Here is a 15,602-nt window from a genome sequence, read left to right as displayed (position 1 = left end):
GATGGGTCTAGTTATCCACAGATCGGCGCGGCGGGAAGGCGCGAGGTCGACCACGTGTGTGAGAATGCACAGGTTCCGCGGGCGGCTCGGAGCTAAACACGGCGGAGACGCCGATGGCGGAGGGGCCGGCGTGGACAGAGAGGACGTCGTTAAGCGGAATGCAAATAAAGGACGAACCCTGCGGCAGCGCTACTGCAAGGAGCGCCTCCAACTTGGCGGCCGCGTCCTCGGCCTGGTTGTGCTGGATGGCGACAAAGGCCGGCTCACCGTCCGCGCGGGAGGCGATGAGGTCCACCAGCTTGGTAAAAGCCTTGGTCTGGGTGCGGGTCTTGCCCACCAGCTCCAGCTTGCCACGGGTAATCGACATAATCGGCTTGGTAGCCAACAGCGCCGTAGACAACACAGCCGTGGCCGGGGAAAGGCGGCCAGAGCGGCGCAGATCCTCCGTGGAATGCAGGTAAACCCAGGTAGCCGCGCGTTTGAGGGTATCGATGGCCGCTGCGTAGCACTCGTCCAGACTGGCGCCGCGGGAGGCCAACTTAGCCGCGGACATCGCGGCCGCACCCATGGCCATGCCGGCCGAACCGGAGTCAATCACCCGCACCGTGTGCGGAAAGACGCCGGAGGCCGATACCGCGGCGGAATAAGTGGAAGATAGCTCTTTGGACAGGTGAATGGCCACCACTCCCTCATCTTGGGCGCGCTCCATTTCGCGGCCGTAGGCGGCGGCCAGCTCCAGCGCGCTCAAGCCCGAGGTGGAGCGCTCCAGACCATCTTTGCCGTGGCTTTCCATGAGGTGGAGGTCAATGACCGTGATGGATAGCTGCTCCGCCAACTCTGGCGGCAGGCCCGCGGAGGAATCCGTAATGACGCGAACCGTCACTAGATATCCGCCCCGCCGTCCCCGGTAACCTCGCCGCCCATATTCCAGCCGTCGAAATACCACTGGGCGCTACCCACATTGTCTGGGGTAAACTCCAGCGAAGACAGCGGCGTGTCCGGGTTGAAATCAGGGCGGGCCGTCAGCTGCGACCAGTGGGTATTTTTCAATCCGGAAAGGATCCCGTACTGCGCATGGTCAAGGCCCAGCAGGTGGCAGGTCAGCGCCGAGATAGCGCCGCCATGGGCCACGATGAGGACGGGGCCTTGGTCCCAGCCACCGAAGTCTGCCATGAGCTCATCGACGACAGGCCGGGCACGCTCGGCCACGTCCACGCGGGATTCGCCCTGCGGCGGGGCCCAAGTGGGGTCGTGGCGCCAGATGGCGCGCGCGCCAGGGAACTCGGTATCTACCTCGGCGGAGGTTCTGCCCTGCCACTGGCCTAGGTGCGTCTCGCGCAGGCGGGCATCCGTGGTGAAATCCATGCCGAGGGCCTCGGCGACCACGCGCGCGGTTTCGCGCGCGCGGATGAGGTCAGAGGCAACGATTTTAGACACGCCCTGATCCTGCAGCAGGCGCGCGGCGGCACGGGCCTGCTCATAGCCCAGCTCGGACAGCTCGGTGTCCAAGTGGCCCTGCATGCGGCCAGTGGCGTTATAGGTAGTTTGCCCGTGGCGGATCAGGATCAGGCGGCGGCTCATGCGAGTTTAAAGCTCCTCGTCCTCACCAGGGACCTTATCGGCCAGTGGGAGCTCGTCGATGGAATCAACTTCGCGCGGGTTGACGCCATTGGTCCATTCGCCCGGGCGCTCTGGGGCCTCGATGCCCTCGATCTCCAGTGCTGGGCAATCGTAGTACAGGCGGTCCAAGCCGTAGAACTCACGCTGGTCATTGCGCTGAACGTGGACGACGATATTGCCATAATCCAGCAGCACCCAACGGTTTTCGCGATTGCCTTCGCGGCGCTGCAGCTCGAAGCCTTGCTTAGTCATTTCGTCTTCGACTTCATCCACGATGGAGCCGACCTGACGCTCGTTATCGGCAGAAGCGAGCACGAAGACCTCGGTAATGGCGAGGACATCGGAGACATCAATGGCCGCGATATTGGTGGCCAGCTTTTCTTGCGCGGCGTGGGCCGCGGTTTCTGCCATGCGGCGGGCGAGATCAGAAGTAGACAATGTGTAAAAATTCCCTTTTCGCGTCTGAGTATATTCGGTATGAACTATCTCTATTGAGAGTCTATTCTTGCACGTTTAGCAGGCCCGTGCCCAAAATCTGGGGAAGGCCGCGGAAGTTTCTACAGGGGCTTATCTGGGTTAGGCCCATAGAGATTGTTCTTGGTGATGTACTGCACCACCCCATCCGGAACGAGGTACCACACGGGCTGCCCCTGCCCGGCGCGTTCGCGGCACGCCGTGGAGGAAATGGCCATGGCGGGAATGTCGATAAGATCGATAGCCTCCTGCGCATCGGCAGGTAGCATATCGGCGCTTAATTCATAGCCGGGGCGGGTCACGCCCACAAAGTGCGCCATCTCCAGCATCTCTTCCCAGTTATGCCAGCTCATGATGGAGGCCAGCGAGTCGGCTCCAGTGATGAAGTAGAACTCCGCTTCTGGGAAGAGTTCGCGCAGGTCGCGCAACGTATCGATGGTATAGGTGGGCCCCTCGCGGTCAATGTCTACGCGCGAGACGGTAAAGCGCGGGTTTGAGGCCGTGGCCACCATCGTCATCAAGTAGCGGTGCTCGGCCGCAGTGACGTCGCGGTGGGACTTTTGCCACGGCTGGCCGGTGGGAACAAAGACGACGGTATCGAGGGCAAAGCGGTGGGCGGCCTCGCTGGCCGCTACCAAGTGGCCATTGTGGATGGGATCAAAGGTGCCACCCATGATGCCGATGCGCTGTGGGCTAGTCATGGGTGGTGATTATAGCCGCACCACTAGGGGCGGGTCTGTCCGGTACCCTGCAGGATCCACTTAGAAGAGGTGAGCTCCGGCAGCGCCATTGGGCCGCGGGCGTGCAGCTTCTGGGTGGAAATGCCGATTTCGGCGCCCATGCCGTAGACCTCGCCATCGGTGAAAGCGGTAGAGGCGTTGAGCATGACCGCGGCGGCATCTACCTCGTTGCCGAACTTCACTAGGACGTCGGCATCCTGCGCGGCGATGGCCTCGGTGTGGCCAGTGGTGAACTCGGCGATGTGGGCAATGGCACCGTCGACGCCGTCGACCACCTTGGCGCAGATATCCATGGACAGCGACTCCTCGCGCCAGTCCTCATCGGTGGCCGGCACGGCATCCTTGACGCCGAAAGCCTCGAGCTCGGCGACGTCGCCGTGGATGGTCACGCCGGCATCCTGCAGCGCGGCGATGATGCGCAGCTTGGCGGAGTCGTCCAAGGCGGCGTCGATAAGCACGCACTCCGTGGAGTTGCACACGGAGGTGCGGCGGGTCTTGCCGTTGATGACCATGTCGATGGCCTTGCCCAAGTCCGCAGAGGCGTCCACGTAGAAGTGGCAGTTGCCGGTGCCGGTCTCAATGGCTGGGACGGTGGCGCCGGTGACGACGGCCTCAATAAGCTTGGCGCCACCGCGCGGAATGACCAGGTCCACCAGGCCGCGAGCGGTGATGAGGTCCTGGACGGAATCGTGGGTCTCGCACGGCAGGAGCTGCACGGCCTCGCGCGGAAGGTCAAACTCGGTGAGGGTATCCTGCAGGATTTCTACCAGCTTGGCATTGGAGTTGCGGGCGGATTTAGAGCCGCGCAGCAGCGGCACGTTGCCGGATTTGATGGCCAGGCCGAAGGCGTCCACGGTGACGTTCGGGCGGGCCTCATAGACCATGCCCATCACGCCGAGCGGAACGCGCACCTGCTTCATCTGAATGCCGTTGTCCATGGTGCGGCCCTGCAGGATCTCTCCTACTGGGTCCTGCAGGCCGGCTACCTGGCGCAGGCCACCGGCAATGCCTTCGACGCGCGCGGCGTTGAGGGACAGGCGGTCAATAAGAGACTCGGACATGCCGCGTTCGCGGCCGGCGTCGATATCCTGCTTATTGGCGGCGAGAATATCTTCGGTGTGGGCAATGAGGTTTTCGGCTGCGCGCTGCAAGATTTCGTTCTTGCGCGGCGTGGACAGCTGCGCTACGACGGGCGCTACGTCCTTGGCAGCACGGGCTTTGGACAGAACTTCTTCGCGTTCAGTGTTGCTCATGCCATACCAGCTTAACGAAAGGCCACGCGCATTTCAGCCGGTTGGCCAGCAAGCACTCGCACGGTGGCCTACTTATTAGCCGAGCTCGCGGCGGCGCTAGTCGGATGCACGGCGGCGCTTCTCGTCCTTCCGCTCGAACATGAGGTATTCCTCCTCAAAATAGCTCAGATTATAAACGTGGCGGGCTCCGGCCGAGCATACAAAACAGATGATCGGGATAACCCAGAAATAGGTCCAGTGGAAGAAATAGCCGAGCACAACGGAAAGAATGGTGGTTGCCCAGGCTGCATAATCGACCGTCTTCACTTTCTTCCGGCGCTCCCTCATATCCGCGACCTCAGCAGCGGTCGGGTTGAGCTGGCCATCGTCAGCGCGGTTACCGGGGCTATCCATCAGTAGCCAGCTTCAATATCTACTTCCGTGGGGATTGCCTCACCTGCGGCAAAGCGCTCCATGGCCTGTACTGTATGCGAGCCAATGCGCCGGCGCACCGAATATGGTGGGTTGGCCAGGTGCGGAGTGATGACCACGTTGGGCATGTCCCACAGCGGGTGCCCATCAGGCAAGGGCTCGGGGTCGGTGACATCTAGGCCGGCGCCGGCGATCTGGCCGGAGCGAAGAGCGTCAACAAGGGCCTCGGTGTCCACAAGCGGACCGCGGCCGACGTTAATTACCACTGCATGGTCGGGCATGGCACGGAAGGCAGCAGCATCGAAAAGCTGGTGTGTCTGCTCCGTTAGCGGCGCAAGCGCCACAAAATAGTCGGCAGCCGGCCACACGCGCTCAATATCGGTGGTGGCGAAGGTTTCATCGGCGCCTTCCACTGGGGTACCGGAGCGATTGACTGCGATAATGCGCGGGCCAAAGCCCTCTAGCATGCGGATAAGCCGCTTTCCGATGCCCCCAGCACCCACCACCGCTACCGTCTTATCCTCAAAAAGGAAGCTGGTGTGCGCCTCCACCTCATCGCGATTATCCCAGCTCGTCCCCACGCGCTTATGGGCATGCAACTGGGCGAGCAGGAGTCCAATGGTGGATTCAGCCACGGTGGCGTCATATAGCCCTGCGGCATTGGACCAGCGGGCGGTGGTATCGCGCATGACGCCGAGCAGATGGTCCACCCCGGCAAAAGGAACCTGCACCAAGCCCACGTTCGGCGGCAGGGGCTGGGGGAAATCATCCGGACCGCCGTTGAAGATGAGCACCTCGGCGTCCTCCAATGGCGCGCGCTCGTGACCCGCCGCATCGAGTGCCTGCAGGGTTTCCTCCCACGGGGTGGGCAACATCGCGTACTTCATTAGTAGCCAGCCTCCGCATCCACGCGGGTGGGCATGGCCTCTCCCCTCTCCCACGCGGCGGCATTCGCGTTGAAGATAGCTCCCAAGTGGTACTGCGCCACGTGTGCGGAGGCGGCCATGTGCGGCGTCATGGTGCAATTAGGCAGGTCATAAAGCGGGTGACCATCAGGCAGCGGCTCAGGATCCATAACTTCCAGCCCGGCGCCGGCGATTTCACCATCGCGCAGGGCCGCCACGAGATCGTCGGTTACTACGGTGCTGCCGCGGCCGACGTTGATGAAGATGGCGGAGGGTTTCATGGCGCGGAACGTGGCGGCATCGATAAGCCCCTCGGTATCCTTGGTGGCCGGCAGAATGCAGAAGATGAAATCCGCTTCACCCCATACGCTTTCAGCTTGGTCCATGGGCACGACCTCATCGGCGCCTTCCACCGCGCGACCAGAGCGATTGACGGCAGTAATGTGCACGCCAAAGGGCTGCAGGAGCTTAATGAGCTGCTTGCCGATGCCCCCAGCGCCAAAGATCGCTACCCTCTTCGGCCCTTGCTGGTCATAGAGCCAGGCCTGGGATTCATCCAGCTCCTTGGCCACCGACCAGGTACCGGCTTGGGCGAAGGCTTTGTGGTGGTGCGCCTGGGAAAGGGCCAACCCGAGTGCGGATTCGGCCACTGGTTGGGCAAAGGCACCGGCGGCGTTGCACCACGGCACGCCGTCTGGGATAATGACGCCTGCATCGATGAGCTGGTTGACGCCGGTATAACAATGCTGCACCCAGCCAATATTCTCCGGCATCTCGGGGATGCGGCGCGGGTTAGGCGCATTATTGATATAGACCTCGGCCTCTTCAATGCTGCTTACGCGTTGGTGCCCGGCAGCCTCGATGTCTTCTACCATCGGCTGCCAGGTTTCCGGTCCCATGAAATACTTCATGCCCCAACCATACGGGGAATCTCAGCCCTGGGTTTAGATGCGGGAGGCGAAGTTGGAGAGGTAATCCGCGTGAACGACGGAACGGCGCTGGTCCTCGGGCAGGTCTTCCATCTTCTTGCCCTTGATGGCGTGGAGCTCCTCGGAGTCAAAGCGGACTTCGCCGCGGCCGATGATCTCACCATTCGGGCCCAGGATGTCGATGATTTCTCCCTTATTGAACTCGCCCTGCACGTCGGTAATGCCGACAGCGAGCAGCGAGGTGCCGCCCTTGGTGACGGCCTCCTTGGCGCCCTCGTCGAGGCGGACGGCTCCGCCGGTATCGGCGCAGTAGAGTGCCCAGAACTTCCAGGCGGACAGCTGGCGTTCCTCGCGGGTGTGGAAGACGGTGCCTACGGAGGCGTCGGCAAGCGCGGGGCCAATATTATCCGTGGAGGTCAACAGCACTGGAATGCCGCCGCGGGTAGCCAGGCGGGCCGCGGAAACCTTTGTGGCCATGCCGCCGGTGCCGACCTTGCCGCCATCACCAGCCACAACGCCCTTCAGGTCCTTGCCGGTGCGCACCTCATCGATGAACTTGGCATCGGGTTCGGCCGGGTTCTTATCGTACAAACCAGGCACGTCAGAAAATAGGAAGAGCGCGTCAGCGCCCACCAGGTTGGCCACCAGGGCGGAAAGGCGATCGTTATCACCAAAGTGCATTTCCGACGTCGCCACCGCATCGTTCTCATTCACGATGGGGATGGTGCGCAACTGGCGCAGACGATCAATGGTGCGCTGCGCGTTGCGGGCGCGATCGCGGTGTCCAGTATCGGAGGCGGTGAGGAGGACCTGGCCGATGGTGCGCTTATAGCGCGCAAAGGACTGGCCCCACACAGAGGCCAAGTGCACCTGGCCGACGGACGCGGAGGCCTGCTTGGTAGCCAAATCCGTGGGGCGCTGGTGCAGGCCGAGTGGGCCCATACCTGCAGCAACCGCACCGGAGGAGACGATGATGACATCGGAGCGGCCCATGCGCGCATGGACGGCATCAACGATGTGATCAATCTTTTCTTGAGAAACGCGGAAATTCTCGTCTGTTAGAGAAGAGGAACCAATCTTGACCACCACGCGCTTTGCCTGCGCGATGTCGCGGCGGAGATCCGATTCAAAACCAGACGCCACCGGATTTTCATCGAGCGGTTCCGGGAAAGGGGTATCAGCGGTAGGTCCAGCAAAAGGCTCTACCGGAAGCGGAAGGATGGGTTCTTTCTGTTCATCAGAAGACATGCCAACCGAGTTTACAAAGCGCCCCCTCTTATACACCCCAAGAAGAGGGGGCCTACCGAGCTAGCCTTGCCACCTATCGCGGTTTGCGCCCTCGCGAGTGACCTCTTCATCGGTGCCGTAATCGTATTCATCAATAAGGCCGCGACGCGCCTGGGAGGCGCGCTTGCGCTCCGCTGCAGAAGCACGGGCGGTTCCTTTAAGGCGAGCATCCTCGCCGCGGCTTGCCATTGTCGGATCACCACCGGTCATCGGCTCCCACTCAAAGGTAATGCCACCGATGGTTACCGGGCAGCCCTCTACTGCACCCTGCTCGCGCAGCTCATCCTCCACACCGGCCTTGGCCAAGCGGTCCGCCAAGAAACCCACTGCCTCATCATTTTCAAAGTCAGTCTGGGTAATCCAGCGATCAATCTTCTTGCCCTCAACAATGAAGCCACCTTCGACATCCGGATCGGCCTTGACGGTGAAATCAGCAAACGCGCCGGTATGCTTCTTATGGCCTTGGGCCTTGGGATGGATAACGGTGTGGTTTTTATCCTTCTTTGGCAACGGCTGGGCCTTGCGGTGCTCAGTCACCATATCCATGAGCCGGAACTTCAGCGGATCCAGACCCTTGCGAGCGACGGCCGAAATAATAAAGACAGGCCAGCCAAACTTCTCTTCCAGATCATCCTTGACAAATTCGGCCAGCTCTTCGGCCTCAGGCACATCTGCCTTATTCAAGATGATGACGCGGGGGCGCTCACGCAGATCCCCTAAACCAGTATCTTCCTGCAAAGCCTCCTGGTACTTCGCCAACTCATTTTCCATCGCCTCAATATCGGAGTCAGGATCGCGGCCCGGCTCGATGGAGGAGGTATCAACTACGTGCGCCAGCACCGCCGTGCGCTCGATATGGCGCAAGAAATCTAGGCCGAGGCCCTTGCCATCGGCTGCACCGGGGATAAGGCCAGGCACGTCCGCGATGGTGAAAGAACTATCTCCCATATCCACTACGCCGAGGTTCGGCTGCAGCGTGGTAAAAGGATAATCACCGATCTTGGGCTTTGCGGCCGATAACACCGAGATGAGCGAGGACTTGCCTGCCGATGGAAAGCCCACCAGCCCTACATCCGCCATAGATTTCAGCTCAAGGATCAGATCATGTGCTTGGCCTGGCTCACCTTGGAGAGCAAAACCCGGTGCCTTACGGTTCTTCGAGGCCAACGCGGCGTTACCTAGGCCACCGAAGCCGCCTTCAGCAGCAACAAAGCGAGTACCCGGCACCGTCAGGTCAGCCAGGGTATCGCCCTTTTCATTGCGCACCACCGTGCCGGCGGGAACCTCAAGGATCAGATCCTCGCCGCGGGCGCCGTTGCGCATATCGCCGGCGCCATTGCCGCCGCGCTGGGCCTTAATGTGCGGGCGGTAGTGGAAATCCATCAGGGTATGGATCTGCTCGGAGACCTCGAGGACAATATCGCCGCCGTGGCCACCATTGCCACCATCTGGGCCACCCAAGGGCTTGAACTTTTCGCGGTGGACAGACACACAGCCGTGTCCACCGTCGCCCGCTTGCAGGTGCAGGACGACGCGGTCAATAAAACGTGCCATGGTCAAACCCTCCGTTTGTTAAATCTATGTCCCCGCCAGTGTAATGCGTGTCTTGGGCTGGACTCCAACTGTTTAGCCCATGGTGGATTTTGGCCACGCTTTTCCAGCAACAGTGCGTGCTTCCCAGTGACGTTGTACTTCTTGTTTCGAGAGAATTGTGGGATAAACTGCGGCGAAGGATATGAACCCTAGAAAATTGTCATCATAAGTAGTCTCGGGCCACTCGTAACTACTACCGCTGTAGCCATAGCGGATAAACCCTCGAATATTGGAGTCGAAACGGTACAAGGGTTCCGTGGACGTTTTGAAGCTTTCCGGCTGGCCGTCAACGTAAAGCCCCATCTCATTGGTATTCCAATCCCATGTGGTCACGATTTGATGCCATTCACCATCATCTACGGTAGCTTCACTTTTTACCTGATCGGACTTTTTATAGGTGATATCCACCTCTCCCCTAATTTGAAAGGCGACCGTTCCATCGCTGAGGACTTGGATTCGCCATGCAGGATCTCGCCAGTTACCCACTGCCGAATTTACCGCCACCGTTCCCTGCGGCATCTGAGTATTAATCCAGGTTTCCGTAGAAAACCGGGTCGGCAACTTAATTTGCTCATAGTTTGCAGTAATCGTAGTGCGCGTAGAGCTCACTCCTGGAAAGAGGCCGTTCACCGAATTGCCGCCTCTGAAATACGCATGCTTCGAAACCCCCACGCAAGGTTCGTTCCTAGCCTGAACGCTGCCGTCATAATTCCAGTTGTTGTTCGGAACAATCGGCCTGCCAGCGACGCTTGTCCACGTCATCTGGTCGAGGGAGTCGTTTTTTGACTGAGGTTTGTCGGCCTGAAAATGGTACAGGTAGCCCCCATATTTCTTGGTGGTCTGCTGCATTTCTTCGTAGCAGTTGAGTGCATCTACGCCCTCAGCGGTGCCGGCCGCATTACGGGAATTGGTGACTCGGGCGCTCCAGCTACCAAACGTCGGCTGTAAGGAAAAGGCCAAAATCAGCACAATGATGGCTAGGACGGCGGCGGCCACGACGGGAATCCGTTCCTTTTTAAGCATTGGGTTTCACCGCCTCAAACTCGGTGGTATCGGCATTGGATTGGGCTTCTAAGGTGGCGTCGGCAAGCTCCTGCTCTTCCTTGAGCGCGCGGCGATACTGGGCATAGAACCATGCGAAGGGCGACAGCACCAAGCCAATGAGGCCGATGATCCACGGCCAGGTCAACGCGGGCACTGGGCGGAAGACAAAGTCCCCCTTCTCATTTGGGGCGTCATCGATAGCGATGGAATCGGTACCGGTGGGGCTCATAATGGCGGAGTCTTCTCCCCCGCCCTCACCAAGCGGAACAACCTTGACTGGGAGCAGACCCGTGGAAACCACGTGCGCCTGCGCGTAGGCCTCTTCGCCGGTGCCATTGACATTCATACCTAGCAAGTAGGCGCCAAGCAGAGGGCGCACGATAATGATGCCAATGGCAAGGCCCAAAAAGACGCCGGTGTTGCGGTAGCGGCGGCGGTGCAGTTCATCGTCGATGCGCAGGGACGCCAGCAACATCAGCAACCAGCCTGCGGCCATGATTCCTGCAATGCGCACGCCCCACCCGAGCGCCGGACAAGAAAAGATAACCTTGCCCTTCAACGTGTCAGCGGTAGCCGGTAGCGCATCGGGCGCACCATTGAGTACGCCCTGGGTAATGGCAGTATCACCGGCCCGCTCAACCACGTTGTGGGTATGGGTGGTGCCATTGGCGCTATCCACGGTGATGGTATCGCCCACCTGCACATCAGCAATATCTACCGGCTTGGTTATTGCCAAAGAGCCTACTGGAAGTTGCGTGCCCATCGACGGCGTGGTTAGAAAATGCGCCCGGAAACCCGCCAAGTAGAAACCGCCACAGATAATGGCAAGAACTAAAACGACCGCAGCCACAACCGTGGCGAGAGTACGGCGACGTGCCTGCATATACTCATCTCCCGACGTTGTGGCTGCTGAGCTGGCGTGATTCTAGGGCGTAGTAACGCTCCTTTATAGCGTGTTCCTTAAGGACACAGGAAGGACTTAAGCGGACAGGGTCCAGACGAGGTTCTGGGAGATCTGCTGGCCCATGATGGAGGTATCCGTGATCTTCTCCGGCAAGGTTACGGTGATGTCGAAGTCCTTCGTAGCATTAACGGCCATAGGGGCATCGATATTGAAGGTCTGGTGGTCCTTCAAGGCAGTTGGGGTTTGGTTATCCACCAACGTGGTTTCGCCGGTCTTTACGGTAACCAGTAGTGTGTCACACAGGGACTGCTCTTCGGGATCCTGCCCGGTCACGGTGCAGTCGCCAAAGTTCAAAGTAAAGGCAGACGCATCAACGGAGCCGGTGTTCTTAAACTGCACGGTGGTGGTCTTGGAATCACCCGGCACCATTTTCATGTTGCCGCCGTACTTGTTGATATTGGACACGGAGATGGTGTTGTTTTTACCTTTGGAGGTGTCCTCGGTCTTGGTGGGTTGACCATCAACGATTTCAGACTCAGACATGGTCAGCTTACCGGTACCAGCAGAGTTGCCACTGTTGGTGATCTGGGCGGTATAGGCACCCAAAGTTCCAGCGGCCAGGGAGGCTACCAGTGCGACGGAGGCAACGGAGGCGGGCAGGATCCAGCCCTTGCGGGTGCGCTTTTGAGAATCGGACATAGTAAGAGACTCCTCTTAGGAAAGTGGGATTTGGAAAGGAATAGGGGCTACTCCCCCCTGAACGCGAGTGCTTTGGCGTGGAATTTTCCCGACATCCATGCAATAAATTAAAACCGCTATCGAACTCTCAACTTGGAAGATTCCGCCGCTTCTTGCGTCAACACTCGCTCGTACGCTCGTAATCCTAATGCTTAAAACATTCTGTTGTCAAGGCCACAATCAGGGTTTTTGCAGCTCGAATGGATTTTATACAGTACACAATTGAAGGTTTAAATTAACCCCGTCGACCTCCGGATCTACCCCCGTTGGGCTTCAAAACAGACTTTCCCAACAGAAAGAAGCGCGTATACATTCAGAACCAGCCAAAAAGCGCAATTTCAATCCGATCCAACGGGCCGCGTAAGTATCTTGAATCACATCTTAGATGAATTATTTGCGGCGACAGAAATTATTTTCTGCCGCCAGGATCGTAGCACCAACCCTATGATCTAAACCCAACAACAATCCTATCGAGGCACTCTAGATATTCGGCATATACCTTTCGCCCCTTTCTTGATAAAGAAAGGTCGGTAGTTGGGGTTTTACCGTCAAAGGCTTTTGCTTGATTTCTAGCGGTCGTGGAAACACCTGACATGGGTTAGGTGATTGTGTGGAGTCGAAATGGGTTCCGGATTCTGCTGTTGTGGCGCGGTTTGCGTCGTTGGTTCGGGCTGGTAGTTCAATACGGGCGGCTGCTGGGGTGGTTTGTTTACCAGAGTCGGTAGCTTATCGGCTGGCTGGTGAGTTGGACTTGCCGCGCAAGCGCTGTAGGCGTATTAGCTCGGCTGACAGTCAGGAAATAGCTCGGTTGTGGCTGGAAGGTGTGGCACCGATGGATATTGCGCGCCAGCTTTCTATAGGCTCTTCTCCGGTATATCGCATCGGTATTGAGCTTGGTTTGTGGAAGCGCAATCCACATGGCCGCAAAGCTGCGGCAACAACTCGCCGGTGTAGTTATCTGCAACTGCGTGTAAATGCTTTAGGCCGCAAAGATGCCGCTTTAGCCTGTGGCATTCATCCGCGTAATGCTGCTGATATAGACAAAGGTGTCATCAAGCTTTCTGCGGGGCGTGTGCCTTTTGTCCCGGCTGGCCCAGATGTGGCGCTGTATAACAGGCTTATGCAGGTAATTGAGTACGTTGATGGTCGCCAAGCAGTTCCAGTCCAGGTTATTCCGCAACAGCGTATCGATAGGCGTATTTCTTCGCGCTATTTGTCGGTAGAAGAGCGCGAGCTCATCTTTGACCTTGACCGGCAAGGCAAAGGTGTACGCGAGATAGCTCGGCGTCTTCAGCGCTCTGCTGGCACTATCAGCAAGGAGCTTAAACGCAACCGGGATGAATTTGGGGTGTATCTTCCCACGCATGCGCACCGTAAATCGGTGTTGCGTAGGTTTAGACCGAAAAAGCGCAAGATTGATGCCAATCCACGCTTGCGCACGGTGATCTGGGAAATGGTAAAAGATAGGTACTCGCCAGAGCAGATTTCTGGGAGGTTGCGCAGTCGCTATCCCGGTGATGAGACTATGTACGTGTGTCCTGAAACTATTTATCAGTCTTTGTATTTCCAGGCTAAAGGCGAGTTGAAAAAGGAAGTCGCTGCTGCACTGCGGCGCGGTCACGCCCAACGTCGACCTCGTGGCACGCGCAGTGCCCGCAAGCGGTTTGTTGACCCTATGGTGATGATTTCCGACCGGCCAGCAGAAGTAGACGACCGAGCAGTACCAGGTCATTGGGAAGGCGACCTCATCTTAGGCGCAGGTAATAAGTCTGCAATTGGCACGCTAGTAGAGCGAACCACGCGCTATGTCATCTTGCTGCATCTACCTCATGGGCATAGTGCTACCGAAGTAAATAAAGCACTTACTAAAGCGATTGCTACCTTGCCAGACCATCTCAAAGGATCACTTACCTGGGATCAGGGAAGTGAAATGGCCTGCCATAAGGCCTTTTCTGTAGCTACAAACTGTCCCGTGTTCTTCTGCGATCCTGGTTCGCCGTGGCAGCGAGGCACCAATGAAAACACCAATGGACTACTAAGGCAGTACTTCCCTAAAGGAACAGACCTAAGCGTCCATAGTGCAGCCGACCTAGAATTCGTCGCCATGCAACTCAACCGCCGCCCCCGCAAAACCCTGGGCTTTCAAACACCAGCCGAGAAAATGGCCGCACTGATAAACTCAACCGAAACATAAGACGTGTTTCCACGACCACTAGAATCCGCCTTGATACATTGACCAGCCCAGCTTCTTCGAGCGCGCCTACCGCCTTTGATAAAGCCGGATAGCCTACGCCCATATAAGCCTTCAAAGTTTGATAATTAGCTGTATCCACGGAATTGAGGCAGGCCATTACGGCCAAGCGTTTAGGTGAATGCACCAGGGGCTGCAACCCCTGCAAGGCTGATACAAATTCCATCAGTTTCCCACCTGAATTTTCCAGGCAGCAAGTAGAGCTAAGGGAAGTCCGACTACCCCAGCCAACAATGCAGCCCAAACTACATCGAGGCCCCCGCCCCCACTTAAGTGCGGCCAGAAAAATTCAGCGCCGGCAGCGCACAACATCGAAATAATGGTGGCAACGACATAACGGATCCGCCAACCGCGCGGTTGTACACCGCGATTGGACACAATACGTACCGCTAGCCCTACAGCAAGCCCAACGAACAGCAGTGGAGCTAGGAAATATATAGTCGCCGAGATTCACGACTGCCCATCTTTGGCCAGTAGTCGGGCCCACACAAACAACACAATGAGCGCAGCGAATATGAGCAGCCACATTCCCTCGCCGCGGGACACCCCCTCTGGCCGCTTGGTACTACTTGCTTTTACCTTTGTGCTGAATCGACTTAGCGCCATGACTCTCCCCTATCGTGACAGTTTCTTAGAAAATAACCACTTTCCTTTTTGGAAACAAGGGACCCTATGAAACAAGAAAATCCTCGAGCCGCCCTCACTGGGGCAGGCTCGAGGATTAACCTCTTCGGCCTTAGTTAGGCAGTTGCCTCTGCAGCAACCTCTTCAGCCGGAACGATGTTGACCATACGACGGCCGCGCTTGATACCGAACTCAACGGAGCCAGCTGCAAGCGCGAACAGGGTATCGTCGCCGCCGCGGCCTACGTTCTCACCTGGGTGGAACTTGGTACCGCGCTGACGCACGATGATCTCGCCGGCATTAACCTGCTGACCACCGAAGCGCTTGACGCCGAGACGCTTGGACTCGGAATCGCGACCGTTGCTGGAGCTGGAAGCACCCTTCTTGTGTGCCATGTGGTTTTCCCTCCTTTAGGGATAATTACAGCCGGTTAAGGCTTACTTGATACCGGTGATCTTCAAGGTGGTCACAGGCTGACGGTGGCCCAGACGCCTCTTGTAACCAGTCTTGTTCTTGTACTTCAGGATATCGACCTTCGGGCCTTTACCCTGCTCAACGATTTCTGCGGAGACAGAAATCTTTTCCAAGTCGGAAGCCTTGGACTTAACATCGGCGCCATCGACGAGCAGAACCGGGGTGAGAGCTACGGCAGAGCCTGGCTCACCCTCGATCTTCTCGACCTTGACGAGGTCACCTTCAGCAACCTTGTACTGCTTGCCGCCGGTCTTGACGATCGCGTACATAGAGGGTTACCCCTTATCTAAACTCGCTCGGAAGCAACCGGGGAGGCCGCGTTCCGAATGGACACTTACACATTGCGTTTAGTTCC

17 protein-coding genes are annotated in these 15,602 nt (G+C 58.2%); 1 reads left to right on the top strand and 16 read right to left on the bottom strand.

Translation table 11 applies throughout. The features are described from left to right. Positions 1 to 7: 7 nt before the first annotated feature. The 13 genes from LG376_RS06575 to LG376_RS06515 all read right to left on the bottom strand — a co-directional run bounded on the left by LG376_RS06575 (position 8) and on the right by LG376_RS06515 (position 11,859). Positions 8 to 883, bottom strand: a complete 876-nt coding sequence (locus LG376_RS06575; protein WP_198491920.1) for a DegV family protein — start codon at positions 881 to 883, stop codon at positions 8 to 10. Next, entirely contained in the window at positions 883 to 1,581 is a 699-nt protein-coding gene (locus LG376_RS06570) for a histidine phosphatase family protein (protein WP_225746562.1), read from the bottom strand. The genes LG376_RS06575 and LG376_RS06570 overlap by 1 nt, the downstream gene beginning before the upstream one ends. A 6-nt stretch (positions 1,582 to 1,587) precedes the next feature. After that, complete coding sequence (rsfS, locus tag LG376_RS06565) at positions 1,588 to 2,031, bottom strand: ribosome silencing factor (protein WP_225747367.1); 444 nt, start codon at positions 2,029 to 2,031, stop codon at positions 1,588 to 1,590. Positions 2,032 to 2,177: 146 nt separating this feature from the next. Next, on the bottom strand, positions 2,178 to 2,795 hold the full coding sequence (gene nadD / locus LG376_RS06560; RefSeq protein WP_005329234.1) for a nicotinate-nucleotide adenylyltransferase: 618 nt from the start codon (positions 2,793 to 2,795) through the stop codon (positions 2,178 to 2,180). A 23-nt stretch (positions 2,796 to 2,818) separates the two neighbouring features. Next, entirely contained in the window at positions 2,819 to 4,087 is a 1,269-nt protein-coding gene (locus tag LG376_RS06555; RefSeq protein WP_225746561.1) for a glutamate-5-semialdehyde dehydrogenase, read from the bottom strand. Between the two features lie 96 nt (positions 4,088 to 4,183). Continuing rightward, positions 4,184 to 4,480 (bottom strand): hypothetical protein, encoded by a 297-nt coding sequence (locus LG376_RS06550; protein ID WP_225746560.1) that lies wholly within the window; start codon positions 4,478 to 4,480, stop codon positions 4,184 to 4,186. Continuing rightward, positions 4,480 to 5,385 carry a D-isomer specific 2-hydroxyacid dehydrogenase family protein gene (locus tag LG376_RS06545; RefSeq protein WP_049377206.1) on the bottom strand — a complete coding sequence of 302 codons (906 nt, stop codon included), beginning with the start codon at positions 5,383 to 5,385 and terminating at the stop codon, positions 4,480 to 4,482. The genes LG376_RS06550 and LG376_RS06545 overlap by 1 nt, the downstream gene beginning before the upstream one ends. Then, positions 5,385 to 6,314, bottom strand: a complete 930-nt coding sequence (locus LG376_RS06540) for a D-isomer specific 2-hydroxyacid dehydrogenase family protein (RefSeq protein WP_225746559.1) — start codon at positions 6,312 to 6,314, stop codon at positions 5,385 to 5,387. Before LG376_RS06540 ends, LG376_RS06545 begins: the two co-directional genes overlap by 1 nt. 33 nt (positions 6,315 to 6,347) lie before the next feature. Beyond that, positions 6,348 to 7,580 carry a glutamate 5-kinase gene (gene proB, locus LG376_RS06535; protein WP_049377283.1) on the bottom strand — a complete coding sequence of 411 codons (1,233 nt, stop codon included), beginning with the start codon at positions 7,578 to 7,580 and terminating at the stop codon, positions 6,348 to 6,350. Between the two features lie 60 nt (positions 7,581 to 7,640). Further along, positions 7,641 to 9,173: a GTPase ObgE gene (gene obgE / locus LG376_RS06530; RefSeq protein ID WP_225746558.1), complete on the bottom strand. Its 1,533-nt coding sequence runs from the start codon at positions 9,171 to 9,173 to the stop codon at positions 7,641 to 7,643. A 72-nt stretch (positions 9,174 to 9,245) separates the two neighbouring features. Continuing rightward, positions 9,246 to 10,235 (bottom strand): LamG-like jellyroll fold domain-containing protein, encoded by a 990-nt coding sequence (locus tag LG376_RS06525; protein ID WP_225746557.1) that lies wholly within the window; start codon positions 10,233 to 10,235, stop codon positions 9,246 to 9,248. Next, a complete protein-coding gene (locus LG376_RS06520; RefSeq protein WP_225746556.1) occupies positions 10,228 to 11,019 on the bottom strand; it encodes a hypothetical protein in 792 nt (263 codons plus the stop codon). The genes LG376_RS06525 and LG376_RS06520 overlap by 8 nt, the downstream gene beginning before the upstream one ends. A 216-nt stretch (positions 11,020 to 11,235) precedes the next feature. Then, entirely contained in the window at positions 11,236 to 11,859 is a 624-nt protein-coding gene (locus LG376_RS06515; RefSeq protein ID WP_225746555.1) for a hypothetical protein, read from the bottom strand. A 1,159-nt stretch (positions 11,860 to 13,018) separates the two neighbouring features. Between LG376_RS06515 and LG376_RS06510 the strand changes: the two genes are divergently transcribed. After that, positions 13,019 to 14,092, top strand: a complete 1,074-nt coding sequence (locus tag LG376_RS06510) for an IS30 family transposase (RefSeq protein WP_225747366.1) — start codon at positions 13,019 to 13,021, stop codon at positions 14,090 to 14,092. Here the strand turns inward: LG376_RS06510 and LG376_RS12685 are convergent. From LG376_RS12685 to rplU, 3 genes are all read right to left on the bottom strand, one after another. Further along, positions 14,010 to 14,249, bottom strand: coding sequence for a transcriptional regulator (locus tag LG376_RS12685; RefSeq protein WP_225747365.1), 240 nt, complete (start codon positions 14,247 to 14,249; stop codon positions 14,010 to 14,012). The genes LG376_RS06510 and LG376_RS12685 overlap by 83 nt on opposite strands. Positions 14,250 to 14,889: 640 nt before the next feature. After that, positions 14,890 to 15,168, bottom strand: coding sequence for a 50S ribosomal protein L27 (rpmA, locus tag LG376_RS06500; protein WP_005324079.1), 279 nt, complete (start codon positions 15,166 to 15,168; stop codon positions 14,890 to 14,892). Positions 15,169 to 15,210: 42 nt separating this feature from the next. Further along, a complete protein-coding gene (gene rplU / locus LG376_RS06495; protein WP_198491932.1) occupies positions 15,211 to 15,516 on the bottom strand; it encodes a 50S ribosomal protein L21 in 306 nt (101 codons plus the stop codon). Positions 15,517 to 15,602: the final 86 nt, after the last annotated feature.

It is taken from the genome of Corynebacterium sp. Marseille-P4611 (assembly GCF_916618765.1).
GTDB classification, from domain to species: Bacteria; Actinomycetota; Actinomycetes; order Mycobacteriales; family Mycobacteriaceae; genus Corynebacterium; species Corynebacterium marquesiae.
The sequence above is the reverse complement of the archived record's forward strand: the minus strand, read 5'-3'. Positions and strand labels throughout refer to the sequence as shown.

Excerpts from the sequence above, each read along its gene's own strand:
- LG376_RS06570 (WP_225746562.1), bottom strand. The coding sequence starts at position 1,581 with ATGAGCCGCCGCCTGATCCTGATCCGCCACGGGCAAACTACCTATAAC.
- rsfS (WP_225747367.1), bottom strand. The coding sequence starts at position 2,031 with ATGGCAGAAACCGCGGCCCACGCCGCGCAAGAAAAGCTGGCCACCAAT.
- nadD (WP_005329234.1), bottom strand. The coding sequence starts at position 2,795 with ATGACTAGCCCACAGCGCATCGGCATCATGGGTGGCACCTTTGATCCC.
- LG376_RS06555 (WP_225746561.1), bottom strand. The coding sequence starts at position 4,087 with ATGAGCAACACTGAACGCGAAGAAGTTCTGTCCAAAGCCCGTGCTGCC.
- LG376_RS06550 (WP_225746560.1), bottom strand. The coding sequence starts at position 4,480 with ATGGATAGCCCCGGTAACCGCGCTGACGATGGCCAGCTCAACCCGACC.
- LG376_RS06545 (WP_049377206.1), bottom strand. The coding sequence starts at position 5,385 with ATGAAGTACGCGATGTTGCCCACCCCGTGGGAGGAAACCCTGCAGGCA.
- LG376_RS06540 (WP_225746559.1), bottom strand. The coding sequence starts at position 6,314 with ATGAAGTATTTCATGGGACCGGAAACCTGGCAGCCGATGGTAGAAGAC.
- proB (WP_049377283.1), bottom strand. The coding sequence starts at position 7,580 with ATGTCTTCTGATGAACAGAAAGAACCCATCCTTCCGCTTCCGGTAGAG.
- obgE (WP_225746558.1), bottom strand. The coding sequence starts at position 9,173 with ATGGCACGTTTTATTGACCGCGTCGTCCTGCACCTGCAAGCGGGCGAC.
- LG376_RS06525 (WP_225746557.1), bottom strand. The coding sequence starts at position 10,235 with ATGCTTAAAAAGGAACGGATTCCCGTCGTGGCCGCCGCCGTCCTAGCC.
- LG376_RS06520 (WP_225746556.1), bottom strand. The coding sequence starts at position 11,019 with ATGGGCACGCAACTTCCAGTAGGCTCTTTGGCAATAACCAAGCCGGTA.
- LG376_RS06515 (WP_225746555.1), bottom strand. The coding sequence starts at position 11,859 with ATGTCCGATTCTCAAAAGCGCACCCGCAAGGGCTGGATCCTGCCCGCC.
- LG376_RS06510 (WP_225747366.1), top strand. The coding sequence starts at position 13,019 with ATGCAGGTAATTGAGTACGTTGATGGTCGCCAAGCAGTTCCAGTCCAG.
- LG376_RS12685 (WP_225747365.1), bottom strand. The coding sequence starts at position 14,249 with ATGGCCTGCCTCAATTCCGTGGATACAGCTAATTATCAAACTTTGAAG.
- rpmA (WP_005324079.1), bottom strand. The coding sequence starts at position 15,168 with ATGGCACACAAGAAGGGTGCTTCCAGCTCCAGCAACGGTCGCGATTCC.
- rplU (WP_198491932.1), bottom strand. The coding sequence starts at position 15,516 with ATGTACGCGATCGTCAAGACCGGCGGCAAGCAGTACAAGGTTGCTGAA.